This is a genomic window from Alicyclobacillus shizuokensis NBRC 103103, assembly GCF_001552255.1.
In the GTDB taxonomy this organism is placed as follows: Bacteria; Bacillota; Bacilli; order Alicyclobacillales; family Alicyclobacillaceae; genus Alicyclobacillus_G; species Alicyclobacillus_G shizuokensis.
Genome location: NZ_BCQV01000035.1, coordinates 28,115 through 50,101 on the forward strand (window position 1 = coordinate 28,115; position 21,987 = coordinate 50,101).

The window sequence follows — 21,987 nt, forward strand, 5'->3', positions numbered from 1 at the left end:
CTCGATTTCACTCAAATCGATGGCGGAGCACCGGCTGCCTGGCCGCCTGCACCTCGTCCAACCGACCCACAACCGTCGTGTGCGGCGCCGATCTGACGACCTCCGGGTGTTCCTGAGCCTCGTCGGCAATCTGCAGCATGACCGCGATAAACTCCTCCAGTGTCTCCAGGCTCTCCGTGTCCGTCGGCTCAATCATCATGCATTCGTCCACGATGAGCGGAAAGTAGACGGTTGGTGGGTGCATACCGAAATCCAGTACGCGTTTGGCGATATCCAGCGTCTTCACCCCGTTTTTCTTTTGGCGTACGGCAGAGAGGACAAACTCGTGCTTGCACACCCGATCAAACGGTAGGTGGTAGGCATTCTCCAGTCGCCGCATCACGTAATTGGCCGCCAACACCGCGGATTCGGACGCCTGTTTGAGTCCTTCAGCCCCCATCGTGCGGATATACGCGTAGGCGCGCACCAAGACGCCGAAGTTGCCGTAGAAGCCCTTGACCTTGCCAATCGAGCGGGGTACATCCCAATTCCATCGATACCGCCCATCGGCGTCCTGTTCTACGGTGGGTATTGGCAGATACGGCGCCAGGAACTGCTTCACACCCACCGGACCGGCCCCTGGGCCACCGCCCCCGTGGGGCGTCGAGAAGGTTTTGTGCAGGTTCAGGTGCACGACGTCGAATCCCATGTCGCCGGGGCGGGTGTAACCCAAGATGGCGTTGGCGTTGGCCCCATCGTAGTACAGTAGGCCACCCGCCTCGTGGACAATGCGGGCAATCTCTTCAATCTGGGTCTCAAACAAGCCGAGTGTGCTCGGGTTGGTCAACATCAGCGCCGCCGTGTCCGGACCGACCGCAGTGCGCAGGGCTGCCAGATCCACATTTCCATCTGCGTCCGAGGGAATCGTCACAGCCTTCAACCCCGCCATCGTCACACTGGCCGGATTGGTTCCGTGGGAGGAGTCGGGAACGATGACCTTGTCCCGTTTTTCCCCGCGATCCCGATGGTACGCGGCAATCATCAACAGGCCGGTCCATTCCCCCTGGGCGCCAGCCGCCGGCTGCAGGCTGACCGCATCCATACCGGTGATCTCCATCAGGTCCCGCTGCAAGCGGTGCATCAATGCCAACGCCCCTTGCACCGTCTCCTCAGGCTGATAGGGATGGATGTGGGCAAATCCAGGCAAACCGGCCGCCTTTTCGTTACGCTTTGGGTTGTACTTCATCGTACACGAGCCGAGCGGATAAAAGCCCGAATCGACGCCGTGGTTGCGCGTGGACAGGGCCGTAAAGTGGCGAACCACATCCAATTCGCTCAACTCGGGTAGACGAGGCGCATCCTGGCGGTAGTAGCTGCCCAATTCGCTCGCCGCGTCAAACTCCGGTACGTCCAAGGCCGGCAGCGTGTAAGCGGTGCGTCCCGGCCGGCTGCGCTCAAACACGAGGGGAACCGTCTGCTTGGTCACGTCGGTCATACAAGCGCCTCCTTCACCCGCTGCACCAAGCTATCGATTTCGGCGCGCGTGCGCACTTCGGTTACCGTCAGCAGCACACAGTCTTGCAACTCCGGATAGAACCGGCCCAGGTCCAGCCCGAACAAGAAACCTTCGGCCAGCAGGCGCTTCTGTACGGGTGCGACCGGGCGCGGCAGCCGCACGACGAACTCGTTGAAAAAGGGACCGGAAAAGACGCCCTGCACACCATCAACCTGTTCCAGACAGTGCCTCAGGTAGTGCGCCTTATGGTAGTTCTGGAGCGCCAACTCACGCATGCCCTGTGGTCCCATGTACGTCAGATAGACCGTTGCCGCCAGGGCGTTCAAGGCCTGGTTTGAGCAGATGTTGGAAGACGCCTTTTCGCGGCGGATGTGCTGTTCCCGCGCTTGCAGCGTGAGGACGTATCCCCGCCGCCCGTCTGCGTCCACCGTCTCGCCCACGATGCGTCCCGGCAGGCGCCGCATCAGGTCGCGGTGCGCGGCCATCATGCCCAAGTATGGCCCGCCAAAGCTCAACCGGTTGCCGAGCGATTGCCCTTCCGCAACCACCACGTCCGCGCCCAGCCGCCCCGGCGGCTCCAGCAATCCCAAGGCAACAGGGTACGCGCTGACGACCAACAGCGCCCCTGCTCTATGTGCGATGTCCGCGATGCGGGCCAGGTCTTCCAACTGGCCGAAGAAATTCGGGTATTGCACCAACACACCCGCTGTCGTCTCATCGCACAGCGATTGCAGCTGCTCAAGGTCGATACGCCCATCCTGATGCGGAATCTCCACCAGCTCCACCGACTGGCCGCCGGCGTAGGTCGCCACCACCTGGCGATACTCGGGATGAAGCGTGCCGGCCAGCAGCAACCGGTTGCGACGCGTGTGGGTACAAGCCACCATGCCGGCTTCGCCCAGCGCCGTCGGCCCGTCGTACATCGACGCATTGGCCAAATCCATGCCCGTGAGTTCCGCCACCAGGGTCTGATACTCAAAGATGGCCTGCAGCATCCCTTGGCTGACCTCTGGCTGGTATTGCGTGTAGGACGTGTAAAATTCGGATCGGCCGAGTATCGCCTCCACAACGCTCGGCTGATAATGCTCGTAGGCGCCGGCTCCCAGAAAGCTCACCAGCTGATCAAGGTCCTGATTTTGTTGGGCCAGTCCCTGCATGTGACGAAACAGTTCCAACTCGGACATGGCATCGGGCAGTTGAAGCGGCCGCTTCAGACGCACCGACTCGGGGATGTCGGCGAACAACTCCCCGATATCCGAAATACCGAGAAAGTCCATCATCGTTTGCCTGTCTTCATCGGTGTGCGGAAGATAGCTGAAGTTTGCCAAGCGTCCTTCACCCCTCATACTCGTTCTATCCACGCCTAGCGCGCTCGCCGATAGAAGGGGATTTTCACCACCTCGGCGACGGTCGCGCGCCCCCGGATGTCGATGCCGACTTGGCTGCCAATCTTTACGCATCCGGCATCCACGAGCGCCAAGGCAATCCCCTGGTGCAGGGTCGGCGAATGCGTTCCCGAGGTCACCCTGCCGATACACGTGCCCTCGCGTGCGGTGCAACCGTGGGACAGCGCCACAATCGCCTGACCCGCCCGCGGCACGCCTCGGTGCAGCAGTCTCAGCCCCACCAGTTCCCGAGCCGGTCCCGTCTCCTGCTGGGTGATCAGGGACGCGCGCCCGATGAAATCACCCTTGTCGAACTTGACGAAGCGGTGGAGACCGGCTTCGAGTGGTGTGATATCCGTGTCCAACTCATGCCCATACAACGGCAGAGCGGCTTCCAGCCGCAGCGTGTCACGCGCCCCCAATCCACAGGGAAGCAGCCCGTCCGCCTCACCCACGGCCAGCAGCCTCCGCCACAAAGTAGGCGCCGATTCCGGTGGGACGTAGATTTCAAAACCGTCCTCGCCCGTGTACCCGGTGCGGGAGACAAGAGCCTGCACCCCGTCCACTTCGCCCATGACAAAGCGGTACGGCCGTACGGCGGCCAAGGACACGGAGGTCAGTCGCTGCAGAATCGATGCAGCTCGCGGACCTTGCAACGCCAACAATGCACACTCATCCGACCGATTCCTGACAGACACCGCATACCCGGTTGCATGTTCTGACAACCAGGCATAGTCCTTGTCGATATTGGCTGCGTTCACGACAAGCAGGTACCGCTCGTCCGTCAGACAGTAGACCAACAGGTCGTCCACGGTACCCCCGTGTTCATACAGCATCGGCGAATAGACCGCACGCCCGGGAACGAGTCTGGACAGGTCGTTGGTCACCATCGACTGCAAGAATGACCGCGCCTCGCGCCCGACGACCTCGAATTCCCCCATGTGTGACACATCAAACAAACCGGCCGCGCCACGCACGGCCTCATGTTCCTTGAGGATGCTGTCAAACTGAACGGGCATCTCCCATCCGCCAAAATCCACCAGTTTTGCGCCGTATTCCACATATAATGGATGCAGAACGGTCCGTTTCAGGCTAGACACGCCACTCCCTCCTGTTCGCATGGCGGCCTTCCCCGCCTTTCGCGCATCATTAGGTACACAAACAAGAAAGGCACATAAAAAAACAGAGACACACGAAGACCACGTCCTCGTCGTCTCTGTCTCACAACCTGAGAGTTCCCCACAACCAAGTGGTTACCCCATCGGTAGCCGTCCCCAAGCGGCTTCTCCAGAGCTGCATCCTGTGGCGTTATTACGACCTGAGAGATTTTGTGCGGGCCGAGGCTGCAGCCGCACATTGCCCCATCGGTGGTATCACTACACTCTCACGCCAGCAGTCATCTGCGCACTATGTATTTTTCGGATTCCCACCTCACTATAATAGGGAACGAGACGCGTTGCAATACCTTTTTCACCGAATAAGTTGGCCCTGTGCAGAACTGACCGCACAGGGCTACGCATCCTGAATACCGCCTCAGCATACAGGAGTGGTCGTGCAAGTTGTCACGTTGTACGGAATCAGGAGAATGAACAAGACGAAGATGATCAGGAACACGATTGCCCAGCGGGTATATGCGCCAAGAGCGCCGTCGTACATCCCGCAGCCCTCCTTCGTGCACCAAATGTCTCCCAGAAGACCGCCGGGGCTGCCTCGTAGCCATCACGGGGACTCAATATCCAGCCGCCGCGCCATAACCCGGGACCAACAGGAAGAACAGGACGAAGATGATTAGGAACACGACAGCCCACCGGGTATATCCGCCAAAAACTCCGTACACTTTCCACACCTCCTCGCCCGGTCTTGGTTCACCATATGAGGCTGCCAGGTGCTTTCGTCGCGGTATTCGCCCGGTCCTACCCATGGATTTACAGATTCTCCCATCTCTTGCATGGCAACAACATCCGTGCAAGACCGGCGGCAGAATGCACAAGCTAAGACCGCCAAAGCAATGGCGCTGAGCAGGCTGTCGTACCGGAGGGGAGAGCAACATGGATAGCTGTTACTACTGCCAACACCCAATCGAGGGAAAGCCGCATTATGTGACCTTCTACGAGGTGGACGATGAACACGACGAGCCGCTCTGCGACTCGTGTTATGCAGAGTGGTTGGAGTCGATGAAGGGGTAGACCACCTGATGTAGTTGGAACCATGCCCCGGGGAAAATGAGTGCTCTGCGGTGCCCCGGGGCGCCAGGTCACACTTAGCCCTCCAGGCCTCGGTATTGGTCCTGCAGGGATCTGACCACGGACGGATCGGCTAAAGTGGAGGTGTCGCCAATCACCCGGCCTTCCGCGATGTCGCGCAACAAGCGGCGCATAATCTTGCCGCTGCGAGTCTTGGGCAAGTCAGCCGTAAAGAGGATCTCCTCGGGACGGGCCATGGCACCGATGGTCGACGCCACATGACGCTTCAGTTCCTGGGCCAGCTGGTCGTCTGGGTCAACGCCTTCCTTCACCGTCACAAAGGCGGTGATAGCCTGACCTTTTACATCATGGGCGCGTCCAATCACTGCCGCCTCGGCAACAGCCGCGTGCGCCACCAGGGCACTTTCGACCTCCATCGTGCCGATGCGATGTCCAGACACGTTAATCACGTCGTCGATTCGACCCAAAATCCACAGGTACCCATCTTCGTCCATGTAGGCCCCGTCTCCCGACAAATAAAGACCATCGAATTTGCCAAAATACGTGTTGCGGAAACGTTCATCATCGCCCCACACCGTGCGCAGCATGGAGGGCCACGGACGTTTCACGACCAGGTAGCCACCCTGGCCGCGAGGAACCGGTTGACCCTGCTCGTCCACAATATCGATCTCAATTCCGGGCACAGGACGTGTGGCCGAGCCGGGTTTCGTGGCAACAAGACCTGGAAGCGGTGCCACCATGGCGCATCCGGTCTCTGTCTGCCACCACGTGTCCACAATAGGGCAACGCCCCTGCCCAACGTGTTCGTGAAACCACATCCACGCCTCAGGGTTGATGGGTTCACCGACCGTCCCCAACAAGCGCAGGCTGCCCAGGTTATATGCCTTCAGATACTCCTCGCCCCACTTCATGAACATGCGAATGGACGTAGGAGCTGTGTAGAAAATTGTCACTCCATACCGCTCAATGAGCTGCCAAAACCTGTCGCGCCCTGGATAGTCCGGAGCCCCTTCATACAGGACAACGGTCGCCCCAGCTGACAAAGGACCATAAACCACATAGGTGTGTCCCGTTACCCAGCCGATGTCCGCCGAACAGAAATAGACGTCGCTGTCCTTGATGTCGAAGACGCTGCGCATGGACGTGTTCACGCCCACCATGTATCCGCCTGTGCTATGCACAATCCCCTTGGGTTTGCCTGTGGTACCCGAGGTATACAGAAGATATAAAATGTCTTCGGCATCCATCGGCTCGGGTGGGAAAGGGGCCGTCGGCGACTTCGCCATTTCTTCCTGCCAGTCCAGGTCCCGACCGGCTACCATGGTAGCTCCTGATGCGCCGCCGACGCGCCGAACGACCAATACCTGCTCGACCGATGTCCCGAGAACCGCTTCATCCGCGTTCTGTTTGAGGGGAATGACCTGGCCTCGCCGCCAGCCTCCGTCCGCTGTGATCAGCAACTTGGAACCCGCATCGACCAGGCGATCCCTGAGACTGGCCGCTGAAAAGCCACCAAAGACCACCGAATGAATGGCACCGATCTTAGCGCAAGCGAGCATGGCTATGGGCAACTCCGGGATCATCGGCAGATAGATGGTGACCCGGTCCCCTTTCTGTACCCCTAACCGTCGCAGCATGTGGGCAGCACGGTCCACCTCGCGCCCCAGCAGGTCGTACGTGAAGACCCTTTGATCACCGGGCTCGCCTTCCCAAATGATGGCGGCTTTGTTCTTCCGAGGACCCTCTCGATGCCGATCCACCGTGTTCTGGGCGGCGTTCAGCTTACCATCCGCAAACCAACGAGCGTGCGGGGGATTCCACTCCAAGACGCGAGTGAACGGCTTCATCCAGGTGATATACGACGCCTGTTCTGCCCAATACCCCTCTGGGTCTTGCTGTGCCCGCTCGTAGACGGCAGGATCCGCGAAATTGGCTTGCTGCCGGAAAGACTCGGAAGGAGAAAACGTCCGATTTTCATGCATCCAGGTGTCCAACGCTTGGCTCGGGGTCCCCATGTGTCAACTCCCCCTCGATGTCCTGATGTATCCGGTTTGCTACGACAATGATGGCGATCACAATCGGCTGTCTCAATCTGCACGCCTATGCGAGCGCTTACTTCCTGAAATAGAACAAGCACCCATATGAAACAAAATAATTATACAAGTTGAAGGGCGAACTTTCAAACCCTTCTCTTTCCTGTCGATCCGGTGTTTATAGACTGCGCACCATACCTCCGTCTACCAAAACAGCCTGTCCCGTCACGTAGCCGTTGGCCGCGGAGCCAAGAAAAAGTGCCATCTGGGCAAACTCGTCCGGCTGCCCGTAGCGTCCCATCGGGATTTTTTCATACCACCGCCGCTGCACTTCAGCCACTGAGATCCCTTGTTTGTCCGCATCTATGCGATCGAGCGAGGCCACTCGGTCGGTCGCGATGCGCCCGGGGCCCAGTGTGTTGATCAAAATATTGTACGGAGCCAATTCCGTCGCAAGACTCTTCGCCAGTCCCAGCACACCCGCGCGAAAGGTATTGGACAGAATCAATCGGTCGACAGGCTGTCGAATGGAAGACGATGCGATGTTGACAATGCGCCCCCAACGCTGCTCCTGCATGTGCGGGAGCACACGACGAGTAGAGCGGATGAAGCTCATCAGGCATAAATCGAAGGCTTCCTGCCACTGGGCGTCATCAACCTCCACAAAAGCCCCCACGGGCGGTCCGCCGGTGTTGTTGATGAGCACGTCCACTCCACCCCACCGCCGTTCAATCACTTGAAAGACATGGTCGAGCTGATCCACTCGCGACAGGTCACAGATCACCCCCATGACGTTCTGGTTAGTCGCGGAGGATTGAATGTCCGCCACGGCTTCCTCAAGACGGTTCTCATCTCGCCCCGTAATGGCCACCAGGGCTCCCTCGGACGCGAACGCTTTTGCCACGGCAAAACCCAGGCCGCGGGTCGCCGCTTGAACCAGCACCGTCTTTCCGGCTACTCCGACGTCCATATTGCCAGCCCCCTGTCCTTATGGTGCTTTAAAAAGGAAAACCCAGCCGATACATCACTCTGCGCAAGCCTCCCTGTCCAATGACGGCATGAGGGAGCCAAAGCTCCCCCGCCGTGTGGGAATGTGGTGGACTTACTTCAAATCAATTCGAACGCCTCGCCAGATGCGGCACGTTGGCGCGGTGAATTTGTTTCCAAGGAATCGGCGTCAGAGCCGCTTCGTCCATCACCCGAGCACGCCTGTCCACAATGCCTTCGGCGAAGTCATTGCGCCTCAGTGCACCGTGAAACGTGAACGCATCATTGTGATTGTCCGTATGTTGATTTGTCATGCCACACACCCCCTGCCCATAGGACTGCCCGATTGGACCGAGCGCATGCGTTCAAACCATATGTTCATATCACAGCCGGGTGTGCTCACGCAGCCAATGGGGAAGCTCGGCCATCGGCACCCGCGTCTGCTGCATGGAATCACGATCGCGGATGGTGACACATTGATCTTCTTCAGACTGAAAATCGTACGTGATACAATAAGGGGTGCCGATCTCATCGTGGCGTCGATAGCGTTTGCCAATCGATCCGGATTCGTCGTAGTCCACGCGAAATTCGCGGCATAAATCCTGAAACAGCGCGCGCGCCGGGTCGCCGAGTTTCTTGGACAAAGGAAACACAGCCGCCTTGAAGGGCGCCACCGCCGGATGAAAGTGCAAAACCGTGCGCACATCCCCGTCCTCCAGGATTTGCTCTTCGTACGCATCCGCAAACACGGCCAATAGCAGCCTCTCCACACCAATGGAAGGTTCAATGCAGTAGGGCAAAAACGGCTCTTTTCCTGGCTCGCTCACCATGAAGTCTTCCTGGGAGTGCTTCTGGTGTTGCCCTAAATCGTAGTTTGTACGGTTTGCCACGCCCAGCAATTCTCCCCAGCCGAAAGGAAACCGATACTCTATATCCGTCGTCGCGGCACTGTAATGGGACAACTGCTCCGGAGCGTGATCCCGCAGACGCAGATTATCATCGGAAAGACCGAGGGACCGCAGCCAGTCGTGACAAAACTTGCGCCAATACTGAAACCACTCCATGTCGGTGCCGGGTTCGCAGAAGAATTCCAACTCCATCTGTTCAAACTCCCGGGTGCGGAAGATGAAATTGCCTGGTGTGATTTCGTTACGGAAGCTCTTTCCGATTTGTCCGATGCCAAACGGCAGCTTCTTGCGCATGGTTCTTTGTACATGGCGGAAATTCACAAAGATACCCTGGGCTGTCTCCGGGCGCAAAAAAATCTCGCTGCTAGTGTCCTCGGTCACTCCCTGGTGCGTACGGAACATCATGTTGAATTGGCGAATCGAGGTGAAATCCGTAGAGCCACACTCGGGGCAGTGAACATCGTATTCGCGGAGCAATGATTCCATCTCGGAAAACGGCATGCCGTCCACGGATATATCCACGCCTTGGGCAGACAATGCCTCCTCGAGCAGCTTGTCCGCCCGATATCGAGCCTTGCATTGACGGCAGTCAACCATTGGATCATGAAAGTTGGTCACATGCCCAGATGCCACCCACACGTCCCGATTCATCAAAATGGCAGCGTCCAGGCCCACGTTGTAGGGAGATTCTTGAATAAACTTCTGCCACCACAAACGCTTCAGATTAAGTTTCAACTCGACGCCGAGAGGCCCGTAATCCCAAGCGTTGGCCAAACCGCCATAGATATCGGAGCCTGGAAAAATGAAACCCCGGTGTTTCGCCAGAGCCACTAGTTGTTCCATGGTAACTGACATGTCTCGTCCTCCCGAACCCTGTCAACCTCGCAAGTGCACATGGCTATCATACTGTAAGGGCTTTGCTCGGTGCAATGAAGAAATGGTTTCCCAGATCCGGAGATACGAAGGACCCGCCTGCCAAAACTCTCTCCTCCTGTGCATGCGGTCGAGCCCGTGTATAATGAGACACGGTACACCACTCTTTCGAGCGAGGGGAAGCCATTGGAGATTCGCATGGTACTGTTGGACATCGATGGAACTCTTGTGCATCAGCGCCGTTTGGTTCCAAGCGCCCACCGCGTGATTGCGGGACTTCGGCAGAATGGCCTTGAAGTGGCTTTATGCACAGGACGCTCTGTCCTTCATGCGCGGCAGGTGCAAGAAGTGCTGGGTGTCGAGCACTGTGTTTATTTCAACGGAGCCCTCGCCAGTTCACGCGGCCGCATTATCCAGGCAATGCCGCTGCCGAACAATGTGGTGCAACGAATGATTGGATTTACGAGGCAACACAACTTGCCGCTGATTCTGCACACCACGGACAGGGCTATCTCGCTGTCCCCGATTCCCAAACCGCTGCAACCACTTCTCAATTCCTACGACTTCTCCCCCATCGAAGTGGTTGACGAATATCCGCTGTCCGACAGACCAACCGTGTTCCAGAGCAATGTCCTGGTGACACCAGATTGGGATGAGGAAATCCAACGGCAACTTCCTGAGTGTCTGCTCTATCGCTGGGACTGGAACGCCATCGACTTGCAACAGGGAGCGTGTGACAAGTCCGTAGGCGCCCACGCACTGCTCACCTACCTCGGAATCAAACCGGAACAAGCAGTCCACATCGGCGATGGCGGCAATGACATCCCGCTCTTTCGACAAGTAGGGATCTCGGTCGCCATGGGCAACGCTGCAGCGCCCGTGCGGCAACAAGCCTCGTTTGTCACCAAGTCGGTGGAAGAAGACGGGGTCCTGCATGCTTGTCTAACCTTGGGACTCCTGTAATCCTTGAACTATAGAATGTGGCATAGGGATGAGCAGCGTCTGCCCGGGCTGGATGTCCTCGGAACTGCGCAGGTGATTCATTTGTACTACCACCTGCACCCAATGCCGCACATCACCCTGCAGTCGCTGCCGCTCGACGATGGACCACACGGTGTCCCCCGGCCGAACCTGGTATTTGGCCGTCCTTTCCGTCTGACCATGGCCTGGAAGAAGCATTCCAATCCCCACGAAGCCTCCAAGCAAACACAAGACAACCGCCAATAGCAGAACACGACGCGGCGCCCGCGGCAGGAATGCCGCCTGCTCGCCCCCAAGGGACCGCCGGATACGCTGTAACTCAGAATAACTGTACACTTCAATTCCCCTTCCCAGGAAGACGTCATCCGCATAAGAACACTTGTTCTCCATGAACATACCCAAACATACGTTCGCTGTCAAGACGAAAAACGAACACCTGTTTGCGTGCCACCTGCCATTGTGGTATGCTGTGGAAAAGCTGAAGGTGGATTCGGAAAGCGAGGATTTCCTGTGACAGGCCTGAGCCCGCGGCAACAAGCGATTCTCGATTTTATCCGCAAAAACATTCGTGAAAAAGGATACCCACCGTCCGTGCGCGAAATCGGCGAAGCTGTGGGATTAGCATCCAGTTCCACAGTCCACGGGCACCTGGCCCGCTTGCAGGCCAAAGGGTTTCTGCGTAGAGACCCAACCAAGCCCCGTGCCATCGAACTCCTCGAAGATGAGAGGCAGACAGATAACTCCTTGCCGATGGTCGAGACGGTACTGGCCCCCATTGTGGGCAAGGTGACTGCGGGCATCCCCATCACCGCAGTGGAAAACATCGAAGACTACTTTCCGTTGCCAAAAGACATGGTGCGCGATGAGGATGTGTACCTCCTCAGCGTGGAGGGCGATAGCATGGTGGAAGCCGGCATTCTGGACGGAGACTATGTTATCGTACGCAAGCAAGACACTGCGCGCAATGGGGAAATTGTCGTGGCGCTGACCGAAGACAACGAGGCGACGGTAAAACGGTTCTACCGCGAACGGGATTGCATTCGCCTGCAGCCCGAGAACTCGACCATGGCACCTCTATTCTACAAGGACGTGCGCATTCTCGGGCGCGTCATCGGTGTGTTTCGACAACTGACTTAGCATTCCACTCGTCCGGGAGGATCTGCGTCAAGGCTTGGCTCCTTTTTAGCTGAATTGATAAAAACGGACGTCACTCCAAAACCAACAACATCAAGCGGCTGATGAAAAAGTGGACGCGAGGAGGTTGTCCCCCACGTCCACTTCGACCTGCTTTATTGCTTCCCAGCCCCCATCAGTACAGGTTCAGGTATTGATCCGTCTCCCATTCCGTAACCTGTGTGCGGTACATGTTCCACTCAATCTTCTTTGCCTCTACGAAATGGGTGAGAACATGGTCACCGAGAGCCGCACACACAACATCATCGTGTGTCAGAGCCTCCAGCGACATGAGCAGATTTTCCGGCAGGTTGCGGATGCCAACCTCCTCTTTCTCCTCGTCGCTCATGATGTAGATATTGCGGTCTACAGGATCCGGCAACGGCAGTTGCCTGCGGATGCCGTCCAAACCGGCGGCCAACATGGAAGCAATGGCGAGGTACGGGTTGCAGGATGGATCTGGGCTGCGCACCTCGATGCGCGTGCTCATGCCCCGAGCGGCCGGAATGCGAACCAGCGGCGATCGATTCTTCGGCGACCACGCCACGTAGCAGGGAGCCTCATAGCCTGGCACCAACCGCTTGTACGAGTTGACCGTCGGGTTGCAAATCGCTGTGAACGCCGGCGCGTGCTCCAAAACGCCAGCCAGAAAATAGCGGGCCGTCTGACTCAATCCCAACTCGTCCGTTTCATCATAAAACGCATTCTGCCCGTCCTTGAACAGGGACAAGTGGCAGTGCATACCAGAGCCGTTGATGCCGAACACCGGCTTGGGCATAAAGGTAGCGTGCAGCCCATGCTGGCGGGCAATCGTCTTAACCACCATGCGGAAAGTCGCGATGTTGTCCGCGGCGGCCACGGCGTCCGCATACTTGAAATCAATTTCATGCTGTCCAGGGGCCACCTCGTGGTGAGAGGCCTCGATCTCAAAGCCCATGGCCTCCAGGGTCAAGACGATTTCACGCCGGCAGTTTTCCCCCAAGTCCAGCGGCGCCCAATCGAAGTATCCGCCGTCGTCATTGACTTCCAGCGTGGAACGGCCGTGATCATCCAGCTTGAACAAAAAGAACTCCGGTTCCGGACCAACGTTGAAAGCACTGAAACCCATGTCCCGGGCCTCGCTCAGGACTCGCTTCAAGACAGACCGCGGATCGCCGGCGAACGGCTCTCCCTCCGGGGTATAAATGTCACAAATCAATCGCGCCACAGAGCCCTGCTCTGAATTCCAAGGAAGCACAAGCCAAGTGCTCCTGTCCGGCACGAGGTACATATCCGATTCTTCGATGCGGACGAATCCCTCAATGGAAGACCCGTCAAACATGATTTTGTTGTCAAGGGCTTTCGGCAGTTGGTCCACCGGAATTTCAACATTTTTCACGACACCTAATAAGTCAGTGAATTGCAGGCGTACATACTTGACATTGTGCTCATTGGCAAGTTGAAGAATTTGCTCTTTGCTGTACTCTTGTTTCAAATGAACACCCTCCACTCACAACGATCTCCGCCCATCAACTCTCCTGTCGAGGCCATGAGACTCCGACTGCCTCCTTCATGGACGACGGCGGTAAAAACGAGACAAGTCCCCTTGCAGCACTGATTGCGACGGACCTTTGCCTTCTCCGAGCAGTTCCCGCTCGACCCACCGGTACACCTGCTGGTCAGTCGCCTCCTCTCGGACCGATTGACCCCTCCGCTTTTGTTTGGCTTCTGCAGCCAGAAAGTTCCGAACGTCAGACAACGTCATGCCCTCGTCCAGCAAGCTGCGGATGTGCACGAGGCGCTCGACGTCGACAAAGGAGAACAGGCGTCGATTCCCTTCCGTTCGGCCAGGCGAAACCAATCCCTGCTGTTCATAGTAGCGAATCTGCCGAGCGGTCAACCCGGTCAATTGGTGCACAACCCCTATCGAGAAAAGCGGCTGCCGCATCCGGTCCTTGAGGTCCATCGCCACCCCTCCGTGCCCAGCGGTTAAGGTCATGTTATCATCCCCCCCGATTCGACACAACCTTTTTTGTTAGGTTTTTTAACAGTCAACGTGGCAAAAGATGCTCAAATTTCGGCGATTAACTCTGGTACATCGCATCCACAATGCGCTCTAATGCGATATACACGTGCTCCACAGTCAGTCCGCCTTGCATGTAGGCCACATACGGCGAACGAAACGGTGCATCGGCTGTCAACTCCAGAGAAGCGCCCTGAACAAAGGTCCCGGCCGCCATGACGACCGGGGAGTCATATCCCGGCATCGGAGCGGCCTCCGGCTGTACAAAGGAGTCCACAGGGGCGCTGCTTTGTACAGCACGGCAAAACGCCATCAATGTGTCGGGACGTTCAAACCGAATCGACAGGATGAGATCTGTGCGTGGATCCTCCCAGCGGGGAGACACCTCGAGCCCCAAGGATTCGAACACAGCCGCGGCCAGGACCGAGCCCTTCACGGCCTGCGAGACCGCATGCGGCGCCAAAAACAGTCCCTGGTAGAAGGGGCGCAAGAATTCATGGGTCGGCCCCGATTCCCGCCCCAAGCCCGGAGCGTAGAGCTGGTCGGCGGCAGCCTCGACCAAGTCTCTCCTGCCAACCACGTATCCCCCCGTGGTGGCCAGTCCTCCCCCTGGGTTTTTAATCAGGGATCCCATCACAAGGTCCGCTCCCACCTCGGTTGGCTCCTGTGTCTCGACAAACTCTCCGTAGCAGTTATCCACGAGCAGGAAAGCCTGCTGGGCGTGTGCCCGTATGGCCTGGATGGCGCTCGCCAGCTCTCCGACCGACAGCGAGTTGCGCAGGCTGTAACCGCGTGAGCGCTGGAACATCACTGCCTTTGTCGTCGGTCCGACAGCCCGCCTCACCGCCTCCACGTCGACACTCCCATCATCCCGCAAAGGCACGATGGTGTGCGAAACCCCCCACGCGCCCAAGCTCCCCGGATGCGGGCGGATGCCGACCACTGTCTCCAGGGTGTCGTACGGCGCACCAGTCGCAAATACGAGGTGATCCCCTGGTCGAAGCGTGGCAAACAACCCCAGACGCAGGGCGTGTGTGCCGGAAACCACTTGCGGCCGCACCAGAGCCGCTTCGCTGGCGAAAACGCGCGCCCAGATGGCTTCCAGCTTGTCCCTTCCGGCGTCGTCCAGACCGTAGCCGGTGGAGCCCAGCAGGTCCTGGGCGGTGACGTGCTCTGCTTGAAAGGCCGCGAGCACCTTTTTCTGGTTGACGATGGACTGGCGATCAATGCGGGCAAATACAGGCTGTACCTTCTGCCAGGCCGCCTCAAGTATCGACGATGGGGAAGCCTTCATGAGCACATCCTTTCCTAATCAAGCACCGAAGCCCATTCCCGTGTAGGACGGCCTTTCTTCTATTCTTCTTTCATTGTATCACAGCGATGGTCACAGACTGGACAGCGCCCACGTGCAAGAGCTGTGTGGCGCAGTACCAACGGAAGCGTCGTCTCAGCTTCGCGGCGGCCCTCGCGACGGCCGGATCGTCTGGCCGCGGCGAACACCAGCAGGGTCCACAGCACAAGGACAACAAGGCACCAGCCCCACAGATTCATCGCAGATGCACCCCATTCCCCTCTGGTGCCTGCCACAGCCGATGGGTCGTCAGTTCGGCCAACACGCTGACCACCGGCATAGCGAGAAACGCCAGCACGGTCAACCCTGCGTTGGTCAAAACAGAGACACCCAGCGCGGCCAGGACCAGTAGCAAGGTCTCGATGGTGCCGATACGCACAGCCACGTTCCCCTGTCCGCTGCGCCTGTCGACCCCTCGATCCATGAGGTCATCCAGCCAGTCTATCGCTGCCATCACCGCCAAGCCCCATAAGGCCGTCTGCCATCCCGTAAGCAGACACGCCAATGCCATCGCGGCGGCAATCTCCACGTACGCAGGGAGACGAGTCGGCATTTTGGCTTTCCAATTGGAAAACATGCCTACCGAATAGCTCCCGAAGAAAACAGCGATTGCAACGTTTAGATTCAAAAACGCAGCCACGAGGGCAATGACGAGCCCGTACGGCAAGGCCGCCCGTTCCAACCGGGCTGCCAGTGTTCGTTTCCCACAAGCTAGGTCATAATCGCGATCCAGATAGTCGTCCATCAGCTTCACCGCGGCGGCCATCAGCAACAGACAGGCGAGTGTGCGCACAACGTCAAGCCATTCGCCAGACACACTGTTTCACCTCGCGAAAGCCGTTTCCGTTCAGAGCGGATACGGGCAGGATGAGCGCTGGTGAGACCCGACGCGCCAACTGACGGTAGCCCCGTTTTGCGGCCGGCAAGTCAATCTTGTTGGCCAACAGCAGGTAGCCTTTCGACTTTCGGCCGAACGCGTAAATCTGTTCGTCCAGAGGTGCCCACATGATCTCCGCTGCATCCACCATGTGCAAGATCACATCCGCGTGCAACAGCTGCTCCAGCGTCTGCGCCATCGCGCTGCGAAGGCCGACATCCGAGTGGATGCCGTCGGTCAGCCCTGTGGAATCGGTAAGCATCAATTGGTACCCGAGTTTTCCGCGTGGGACATCGATATCCACCGACTGGAGCGCGCGCGTGAAGTGCGGAGCAGCGTTGGTCAATTCGGCTTTGGACTGTTGCACGCCCAATCGCAGACTCTCCCGCCGGCCCTCAGGATGTTCCACGCGCCAGCGCAGCTTAGAGAGCCCCAGATACTCCGCAAAATGAATGCAAAACAAGGTCTTGCCCACATTGCTGCGCCCGACAATTAGGGCCCGTTTCACAGCACTTCCCCCTCCCAGACAAAATCGCTCGCCTCCAGGGTCATGGCCGCTTCACGGCTGATACGCGCTTCCCCGAACAGGCGCATCGCATGTCGACGAATGGAGCGTTCCAAGGCATTGCGGACATAGCGTGCATTGCTGAAGTGACCGCGGCGCGCGCGTGTATACAGAATTTCCTGGAGATGAGCGCGGAGTTTGTGTTCTGCCTCTCGGCTTAGTCGGTACTGCCGTTCGCTGGCCATTTTCCGCGCGATGGCCATCAGCGCAGAGGCGTCGTAATCGGGAAAGGTGAGGTGAATGGGAAAGCGGCTTGGCAGGCCCGGATTGGTTGCCAGAAACCAATCCATTTCCTGTTCGTATCCGGCGATGATCACAATCAGTTGGTCGCGATAGTCCTCCATGCTTTTGACGAGACAATCAATGGCTTCGCGCCCAAAGTCCTTTTCCCCGCCACGCGCCAGTGAATACGCCTCATCAATAAACAGGACGCCTCCAAGTGCCTTTTTCACTTGCTCACGTGTCTTTTGGGCGGTATGCCCAATATACTCGCCGACCAAATCGGCTCGTTCAACCTCCACTAGGTGCCCTTTGCTGAGCCATCCACACTGGTGAAGCATCTGCGACAGCAGCCGGGCCACCGTGGTTTTCCCGGTACCAGGATTGCCTTTGAACACCATGTGCAAGACGACCGGTTCATCCTGCAGCTGAAACTGCCGGCGACGCTGCTGCATGTACAACAGGGCAAAGATCTCGCGCACGGTCGTCTTCACTTGTTCCAACCCAACCATCGTGTCCAGCTCTGCCAGAAGGTTCAGTAGAGCCGACCGACTCAGGGGCTCCTGTTCAGCCTCCGGCGGATTGTCTCCGGGCCCGGCCAACCACTGCAGGGCTTCAGCCAGCGCGATTTGACCGTCCCGGTAACGCTGCAAGATTTCACGGGAATGTTCATGGACTTCGGAAGCGGGAGGTGTTCGGCGCACGCACATCACCTCGACGGTCAGTTTCCGCGGCCGCTGCCCGTTTGGGCTAACAACCATGGTAGCCTATGCGTCGAGGCCCGCCTGGGTGATCACCCAGATGAACACACGTTCAGCCCTTGCGCTTGGCCGTGCGCGGCCGCAGGATTTCAGGCCGCCCGGAAATGGTAGACATCGGTTTGCGAAGCAGGATGTCTTGCAGGCCATTTTTCCATCGAAAGGGGATCAAGGGCCACAGATAGGGCACTCCCAAGGAGCGCGTGGTAGCAAGCAGTAGCACCCACGCGGCGATTCCCACGAGAAACCCCCAAGCGCGAATACCTATGGCAAATCCGGCCTGGGTGACGAGGATGAGAAAGAGTCGCGTGAGCGCATTGGCGTTCGCCAGCTCGAACGAGGAAATCGCGAATTGAGCAATCAACACGAATGCCATGTAGACCAAGACCTCCGGTTGAAATAACTGGATCTTGCTCGCGAATTCCCCGAAGATGACAGCCGCGACAATACTGACCGACGAGGCGAGCACGCTCGGGATGTTGACCATCGCCATCCGCAACACGTCCAATCCTAGCTCCACGATCAACAGTTCTACCCATATGGGCAGCGGATACGTGGTGTCGGCGCGAAAAAATGAGAATTCCTTCGGAACCGCCTCTGGATGCAGATTGACGACTAAAAAGATGCCCGGCAGCAGGGTGCTGAGCAATACGGACAACAGGACCACCCAGCGCATGTACGTACCCACCAGCGGATAGGAATGGTACTCGCCTGGGTTTTGCAACAACTGGAAAAATGTGACCGGCGCGATGATCACCTCTGGGGTGGTGTCCGGAATAATCAACACATGCCCGTCAACCAACGCTGTCGCCGCCACGTCGGCTCGTTCCGTATAGCGCACAATCGGATACGGATTCCACTTGACACGCATCATCTGGTCCGTGATCGCTTGTTCCGCCATCGGGATGGCATCCACGTCAATTGAATTGAGGGCGATCCGGACGTGATCCACCAGCTCTGGATTGGTCACGTCCTGCAGGTACATGATGGTGACGTCCGTCTTCGAACGGTTGCCCACCTGCAGCAGTTCGGTGCGAATGCGCGGGTCCTTCAGGCGTCTGCGAATGAGGGCGACGTTGAACAGCATGGTTTCCACAAAACCGTCCCGCGGGCCGCGCACGGTCCGTTCAATCTCGCTCTCGCCGATGCTGCGCATCGGATAAATGCGGGTATCGATAAGCAGCGCCACATCAAACCCGTCAATAAAGATGACCATGGGACCAGACAGGATTTGCCGAATCAGTTCGCCCATGTCGGCAAACGGCTGAACCTGCACAAACCCTATGTGCGTGTTCAGGTATTGAGCCAACTCCTGGATGCTGAAGCCTTCGCCTTCTCGGCGCGTCACAAACTCACTGATCTGCCGCTCAAAATTATCCAGAATCAGCACGAGGTTGGTCGTCGTGAAATACCCGTTCAGAACATACACCATCATGTTCAGATCGCCGTAGCGGAAAGGCTTGGCTATCAGGTCCCAGGCGTTACCCGGACCGTACCCGATTCCAAGCAGTCGATTGAGATAGTCCACGTTGTCCTGCAGATTACGGGAGATTGGGGGCACGTGTTGCTTATCCACGTCCCATTGCCGCGACTGGCGACCAACCTCTTTTTCTTGATTGGTCTCGAACATGGTCACGTACCTCCTCGTCTGGGCTGTCTGCTTAGTCTTCCTCCCAGCATGCGCGACATACCTGCGCCACCTGAAACCGTCTGTTCAGCACCTGCATAACGGGAATTGAAGAAGCGAGAATGTAAATACAGACCTGTATGAGCAAATCACAGCAGGGAGGAAAAACCTGTGGGTAAATCCCTCGACGTTCGGCGGGAGATGGAACGAATTCGACAAGAGCATGAATCGGCGGTATCCACATACACGCAACAACAAGCCCGAGTGCAGGCTATCCAGCGCGACACCCGGGCACAACTGGAGAACACGCTGTCCTGGTGTGCACGACAGTGGGCCGCTGCGGACCCACATTTGCAGGTTGGGCCCTCGCCGGACGCCAATCCTGGCTTCATAATCCGTTTTCGGGACTCTGTTCAGCCGCCAGAGTTCATCGTCTCCACCAATTGCCAAGGAGAGCATGTGCAAGTCATAGTCAAGGATGGCCATTGGCGGCAAACACCCAATGTTTTTGATAAATTTGCTGACTGGATGGATCAACGAGAGGTGTTTAATGGAAAGTTCGACGCGCAGCAGGTGGAAGCGGCCTTGGCCGAAACGTACTTATCCTGGTACCAAGAGGCGTTACGGCTCCGGGACGGCATGAAGCCCTAAAACCATCACCTTGAAGCATCCACTGGCCCGATGCCCAGTGGTTCAAGTGGCCAGTGAACGAAAAAAGCGAGCCCTGTTGGCTCGCTTAAACTGGCGGAGTGAGAGGGATTCGAACCCTCGATACGCCTCTACAGCGTATACTCGCTTAGCAGGCGAGCGCCTTCGACCTACTCGGCCATCACTCCACGCAAACCGTCTCGTAGAAACGGGACGCACTTTATTGTATGAAGTCCGGAACGTATTGTCAAGTTGATTCTCCCGCCTGGAGGCCTCAGCCCCCACTGCGCAAACGACTAAGGTCTCCCCGACTGGGTTTTTCCCTGACTTGCCGCATCACACACCCGAGCTGCGGGAAACCTACGAGTAGTGGTTGCTCGGTGTGCCCAACAACAGGAGGTGACAGCCTATGGAACTCACGCGTGCGCGGCAGATCCTCGAATCGCCTCGCATCATCGCAGTGACGTATCGAGGACGCCCGGTTCATATCGACGAGATTTACGAATCCAACGGCTATGCCAAGATTCGATATGAGAATGGGGAAACTCTCACGGCGCCAGTCGCCGACCTGCGCGAAGAGTGAACACAATCGGCCGGCAGAATCCAATCGCCATGGGTCCTGCCGACCCTGAACTCCCGCTGCGTCCATCGGCGCACAGGCCGCACCCAGTCCTACATCACACGCCGGCCGTATAAATACTTGTCCGACCAGTAGGCATCGCTGAGACTCACAACCCGCAGGCCATGGGTGGTCATGGCGGCAAACTGGTTCTGCCCTATATAAACGCCGTCGAACGTTGCAGAACTCCCGGTGCCCTCCAAGTCAAAAAACACCAAGTCTCCAATCCGCAAATCAGCCGGGTTGTCCACCACACTTCCTGTTTGTGCCTGCTCCTCTACCGTCCTCGGCACAGAGATGCCGGCCTCTGCCATTACTGATTGGACAAAACCAGAGGCGTCCAGATTGTTCGGCGGTGCTTGCAGCATCTGTTGCACGGCGTCATATACTTTGCGTTCCGCTTGGGAATCTTCTCCACTGGGATTGACGGAATTAACCGGTGTGGCAGGTCCTACGTGAATCGTCACCTGCGGTTCTGGGGTCCCTTCGTCGGTCGTCGATGCTTTCATGCGGTGCGATGCATACCAGACTCCCACCAGCACGATGGCCGCTCCCACAGCTCCACTCAACACCATTTTCAGCCAAGCCCAAGTTTTCATCCTCGCTCCCTCTTCCGAGTATGCGTACGCTCACCCGAGCGCAACCGGTGAACCCAGCCGTAAGCTAAGGGATACCTGTGCTTGCTTACAGGCTCCTCCTCGCTTCTTAATAGTAACATGGAATCGGAGCACAGACACCTTGACAAGGGAGAACGCGCGCAAGCTTCTCGTTCAAATATTATGGACATGCCCACGATGTTGTTTTATTATTGTCACAAGTCACACGTTGATTGTGAGGGATGTTATGTTGAGAAATGACTTCGTGGCAACAGGTCTCATCATAAACGACAGTGGAAACAAAATACTGCTTGTATTCCATAAAAAACTGAAGAAGTGGTTGCCTCCAGGTGGACATCTTGAATCTAACGAACTGCCGCACGAAGCAGCAATCAGGGAAATATATGAAGAAACTAAACTTATGCCAACGTTAATTGAACAGCCCCCAAGGATATTTAACACCAATGAAAGAGAGCTGCCTCTGCCTTATATGATATTACACGAGTATATACCCATTCACGGAACAGAGGAAGCACATACGCACGTTGATTTCATCTATATTTTCCGCTCATCGGAGGGGAGTGTTAGTCTTCAAACCTCGGAAATTGTCGATGCAAAGTGGTTTGAGCTTGATGAAGTGATGGCATGTGATACTCATGTGATACTCATGTGATACTCATGGGCCT

At 57.3% G+C, this 21,987-nt stretch carries 23 protein-coding genes, 1 tRNA gene and 1 riboswitch; of the genes, 7 read left to right on the plus strand and 17 right to left on the minus strand.

Features of this window, described 5'->3' with window-relative positions; translation table 11 throughout:
• Window positions 1-7: 7 nt before the first annotated feature.
• The 4 genes from gcvPB to ASH01S_RS19525 all read right to left on the minus strand — a co-directional run bounded on the left by gcvPB (window position 8) and on the right by ASH01S_RS19525 (window position 4,536).
• A complete protein-coding gene (gcvPB, locus tag ASH01S_RS13320; RefSeq protein WP_067928946.1) occupies window positions 8-1,474 on the minus strand; it encodes an aminomethyl-transferring glycine dehydrogenase subunit GcvPB in 1,467 nt (488 codons plus the stop codon).
• Entirely contained in the window at window positions 1,471-2,823 is a 1,353-nt protein-coding gene (gene gcvPA, locus ASH01S_RS13325; RefSeq protein ID WP_067928947.1) for an aminomethyl-transferring glycine dehydrogenase subunit GcvPA, read from the minus strand. The genes gcvPB and gcvPA overlap by 4 nt, the downstream gene beginning before the upstream one ends.
• A gap of 35 nt (window positions 2,824-2,858) precedes the next feature.
• Entirely contained in the window at window positions 2,859-4,001 is a 1,143-nt protein-coding gene (gene gcvT, locus ASH01S_RS13330; RefSeq protein WP_083517156.1) for a glycine cleavage system aminomethyltransferase GcvT, read from the minus strand.
• A gap of 85 nt (window positions 4,002-4,086) precedes the next feature.
• Window positions 4,087-4,181, minus strand: a riboswitch (glycine riboswitch).
• A 232-nt stretch (window positions 4,182-4,413) separates the two neighbouring features.
• On the minus strand, window positions 4,414-4,536 hold the full coding sequence (locus tag ASH01S_RS19525; RefSeq protein WP_281178224.1) for a hypothetical protein: 123 nt from the start codon (window positions 4,534-4,536) through the stop codon (window positions 4,414-4,416).
• Window positions 4,537-4,928: 392 nt separating this feature from the next.
• Between ASH01S_RS19525 and ASH01S_RS18890 the strand changes: the two genes are divergently transcribed.
• Complete coding sequence (locus tag ASH01S_RS18890; RefSeq protein ID WP_169794236.1) at window positions 4,929-5,066, plus strand: hypothetical protein; 138 nt, start codon at window positions 4,929-4,931, stop codon at window positions 5,064-5,066.
• Window positions 5,067-5,140: 74 nt separating this feature from the next.
• Here the strand turns inward: ASH01S_RS18890 and acs are convergent, their stop codons facing one another.
• The 4 genes from acs to ASH01S_RS13350 form a co-directional block, all read right to left on the minus strand.
• Window positions 5,141-7,099: an acetate--CoA ligase gene (gene acs, locus ASH01S_RS13335; RefSeq protein WP_067928949.1), complete on the minus strand. Its 1,959-nt coding sequence runs from the start codon at window positions 7,097-7,099 to the stop codon at window positions 5,141-5,143.
• A 196-nt stretch (window positions 7,100-7,295) separates the two neighbouring features.
• Window positions 7,296-8,087, minus strand: a complete 792-nt coding sequence (locus ASH01S_RS13340; protein ID WP_067928950.1) for an SDR family oxidoreductase — start codon at window positions 8,085-8,087, stop codon at window positions 7,296-7,298.
• A gap of 142 nt (window positions 8,088-8,229) precedes the next feature.
• A complete protein-coding gene (locus ASH01S_RS13345; protein ID WP_067928951.1) occupies window positions 8,230-8,418 on the minus strand; it encodes a hypothetical protein in 189 nt (62 codons plus the stop codon).
• 69 nt (window positions 8,419-8,487) lie between these two features.
• Window positions 8,488-9,867: a glycine--tRNA ligase gene (locus ASH01S_RS13350; protein WP_067928952.1), complete on the minus strand. Its 1,380-nt coding sequence runs from the start codon at window positions 9,865-9,867 to the stop codon at window positions 8,488-8,490.
• 204 nt (window positions 9,868-10,071) lie between these two features.
• On the opposite strand from ASH01S_RS13350, the gene ASH01S_RS13355 reads away from it, so the two are divergent.
• The 3 genes from ASH01S_RS13355 (at window position 10,072) to lexA (ending at window position 12,003) form a co-directional block, all read left to right on the plus strand.
• On the plus strand, window positions 10,072-10,848 hold the full coding sequence (locus ASH01S_RS13355; RefSeq protein WP_067928953.1) for a Cof-type HAD-IIB family hydrolase: 777 nt from the start codon (window positions 10,072-10,074) through the stop codon (window positions 10,846-10,848).
• 3 nt (window positions 10,849-10,851) lie between these two features.
• Complete coding sequence (locus ASH01S_RS19855) at window positions 10,852-11,112, plus strand: carbohydrate porin (protein ID WP_245629073.1); 261 nt, start codon at window positions 10,852-10,854, stop codon at window positions 11,110-11,112.
• 264 nt (window positions 11,113-11,376) lie between these two features.
• Entirely contained in the window at window positions 11,377-12,003 is a 627-nt protein-coding gene (gene lexA, locus ASH01S_RS13365) for a transcriptional repressor LexA (protein WP_067928955.1), read from the plus strand.
• Window positions 12,004-12,175: 172 nt separating this feature from the next.
• Here the strand turns inward: lexA and glnA are convergent, their stop codons facing one another.
• The 7 genes from glnA to ASH01S_RS13400 form a co-directional block, all read right to left on the minus strand.
• On the minus strand, window positions 12,176-13,513 hold the full coding sequence (gene glnA, locus ASH01S_RS13370) for a type I glutamate--ammonia ligase (RefSeq protein ID WP_067928956.1): 1,338 nt from the start codon (window positions 13,511-13,513) through the stop codon (window positions 12,176-12,178).
• Between the two features lie 75 nt (window positions 13,514-13,588).
• Window positions 13,589-14,017: a MerR family transcriptional regulator gene (locus tag ASH01S_RS13375; RefSeq protein WP_245629074.1), complete on the minus strand. Its 429-nt coding sequence runs from the start codon at window positions 14,015-14,017 to the stop codon at window positions 13,589-13,591.
• A gap of 85 nt (window positions 14,018-14,102) precedes the next feature.
• Window positions 14,103-15,335, minus strand: coding sequence for a methionine gamma-lyase family protein (locus tag ASH01S_RS13380; RefSeq protein ID WP_067928958.1), 1,233 nt, complete (start codon window positions 15,333-15,335; stop codon window positions 14,103-14,105).
• A gap of 253 nt (window positions 15,336-15,588) precedes the next feature.
• Window positions 15,589-16,209: a hypothetical protein gene (locus ASH01S_RS13385; protein WP_067928959.1), complete on the minus strand. Its 621-nt coding sequence runs from the start codon at window positions 16,207-16,209 to the stop codon at window positions 15,589-15,591.
• Window positions 16,190-16,777 (minus strand): GTPase domain-containing protein, encoded by a 588-nt coding sequence (locus ASH01S_RS13390; protein WP_067928960.1) that lies wholly within the window; start codon window positions 16,775-16,777, stop codon window positions 16,190-16,192. Before ASH01S_RS13390 ends, ASH01S_RS13385 begins: the two co-directional genes overlap by 20 nt.
• On the minus strand, window positions 16,774-17,757 hold the full coding sequence (locus tag ASH01S_RS13395; RefSeq protein WP_245629075.1) for an AAA family ATPase: 984 nt from the start codon (window positions 17,755-17,757) through the stop codon (window positions 16,774-16,776). Before ASH01S_RS13395 ends, ASH01S_RS13390 begins: the two co-directional genes overlap by 4 nt.
• A 109-nt stretch (window positions 17,758-17,866) precedes the next feature.
• Window positions 17,867-19,441 carry a spore germination protein gene (locus ASH01S_RS13400; protein WP_067928961.1) on the minus strand — a complete coding sequence of 525 codons (1,575 nt, stop codon included), beginning with the start codon at window positions 19,439-19,441 and terminating at the stop codon, window positions 17,867-17,869.
• Between the two features lie 168 nt (window positions 19,442-19,609).
• Between ASH01S_RS13400 and ASH01S_RS13405 the strand changes: the two genes are divergently transcribed.
• Window positions 19,610-20,089 (plus strand): hypothetical protein, encoded by a 480-nt coding sequence (locus tag ASH01S_RS13405; RefSeq protein ID WP_067928962.1) that lies wholly within the window; start codon window positions 19,610-19,612, stop codon window positions 20,087-20,089.
• A 91-nt stretch (window positions 20,090-20,180) separates the two neighbouring features.
• Here the strand turns inward: ASH01S_RS13405 and ASH01S_RS13410 are convergent.
• A tRNA-Ser gene (locus tag ASH01S_RS13410) sits at window positions 20,181-20,274 on the minus strand.
• A 221-nt stretch (window positions 20,275-20,495) separates the two neighbouring features.
• Here ASH01S_RS13410 and ASH01S_RS18020 point away from each other — a divergent pair.
• Window positions 20,496-20,669, plus strand: a complete 174-nt coding sequence (locus tag ASH01S_RS18020) for an H-type small acid-soluble spore protein (protein ID WP_083517159.1) — start codon at window positions 20,496-20,498, stop codon at window positions 20,667-20,669.
• A gap of 89 nt (window positions 20,670-20,758) precedes the next feature.
• Here the strand turns inward: ASH01S_RS18020 and ASH01S_RS13415 are convergent, their stop codons facing one another.
• Window positions 20,759-21,304, minus strand: coding sequence for a C40 family peptidase (locus ASH01S_RS13415; RefSeq protein ID WP_067928963.1), 546 nt, complete (start codon window positions 21,302-21,304; stop codon window positions 20,759-20,761).
• 244 nt (window positions 21,305-21,548) lie between these two features.
• Between ASH01S_RS13415 and ASH01S_RS18895 the strand changes: the two genes are divergently transcribed.
• Window positions 21,549-21,974 (plus strand): NUDIX hydrolase, encoded by a 426-nt coding sequence (locus ASH01S_RS18895; protein ID WP_067928964.1) that lies wholly within the window; start codon window positions 21,549-21,551, stop codon window positions 21,972-21,974.
• The last annotated feature ends 13 nt before the right edge of the window (window positions 21,975-21,987 follow it).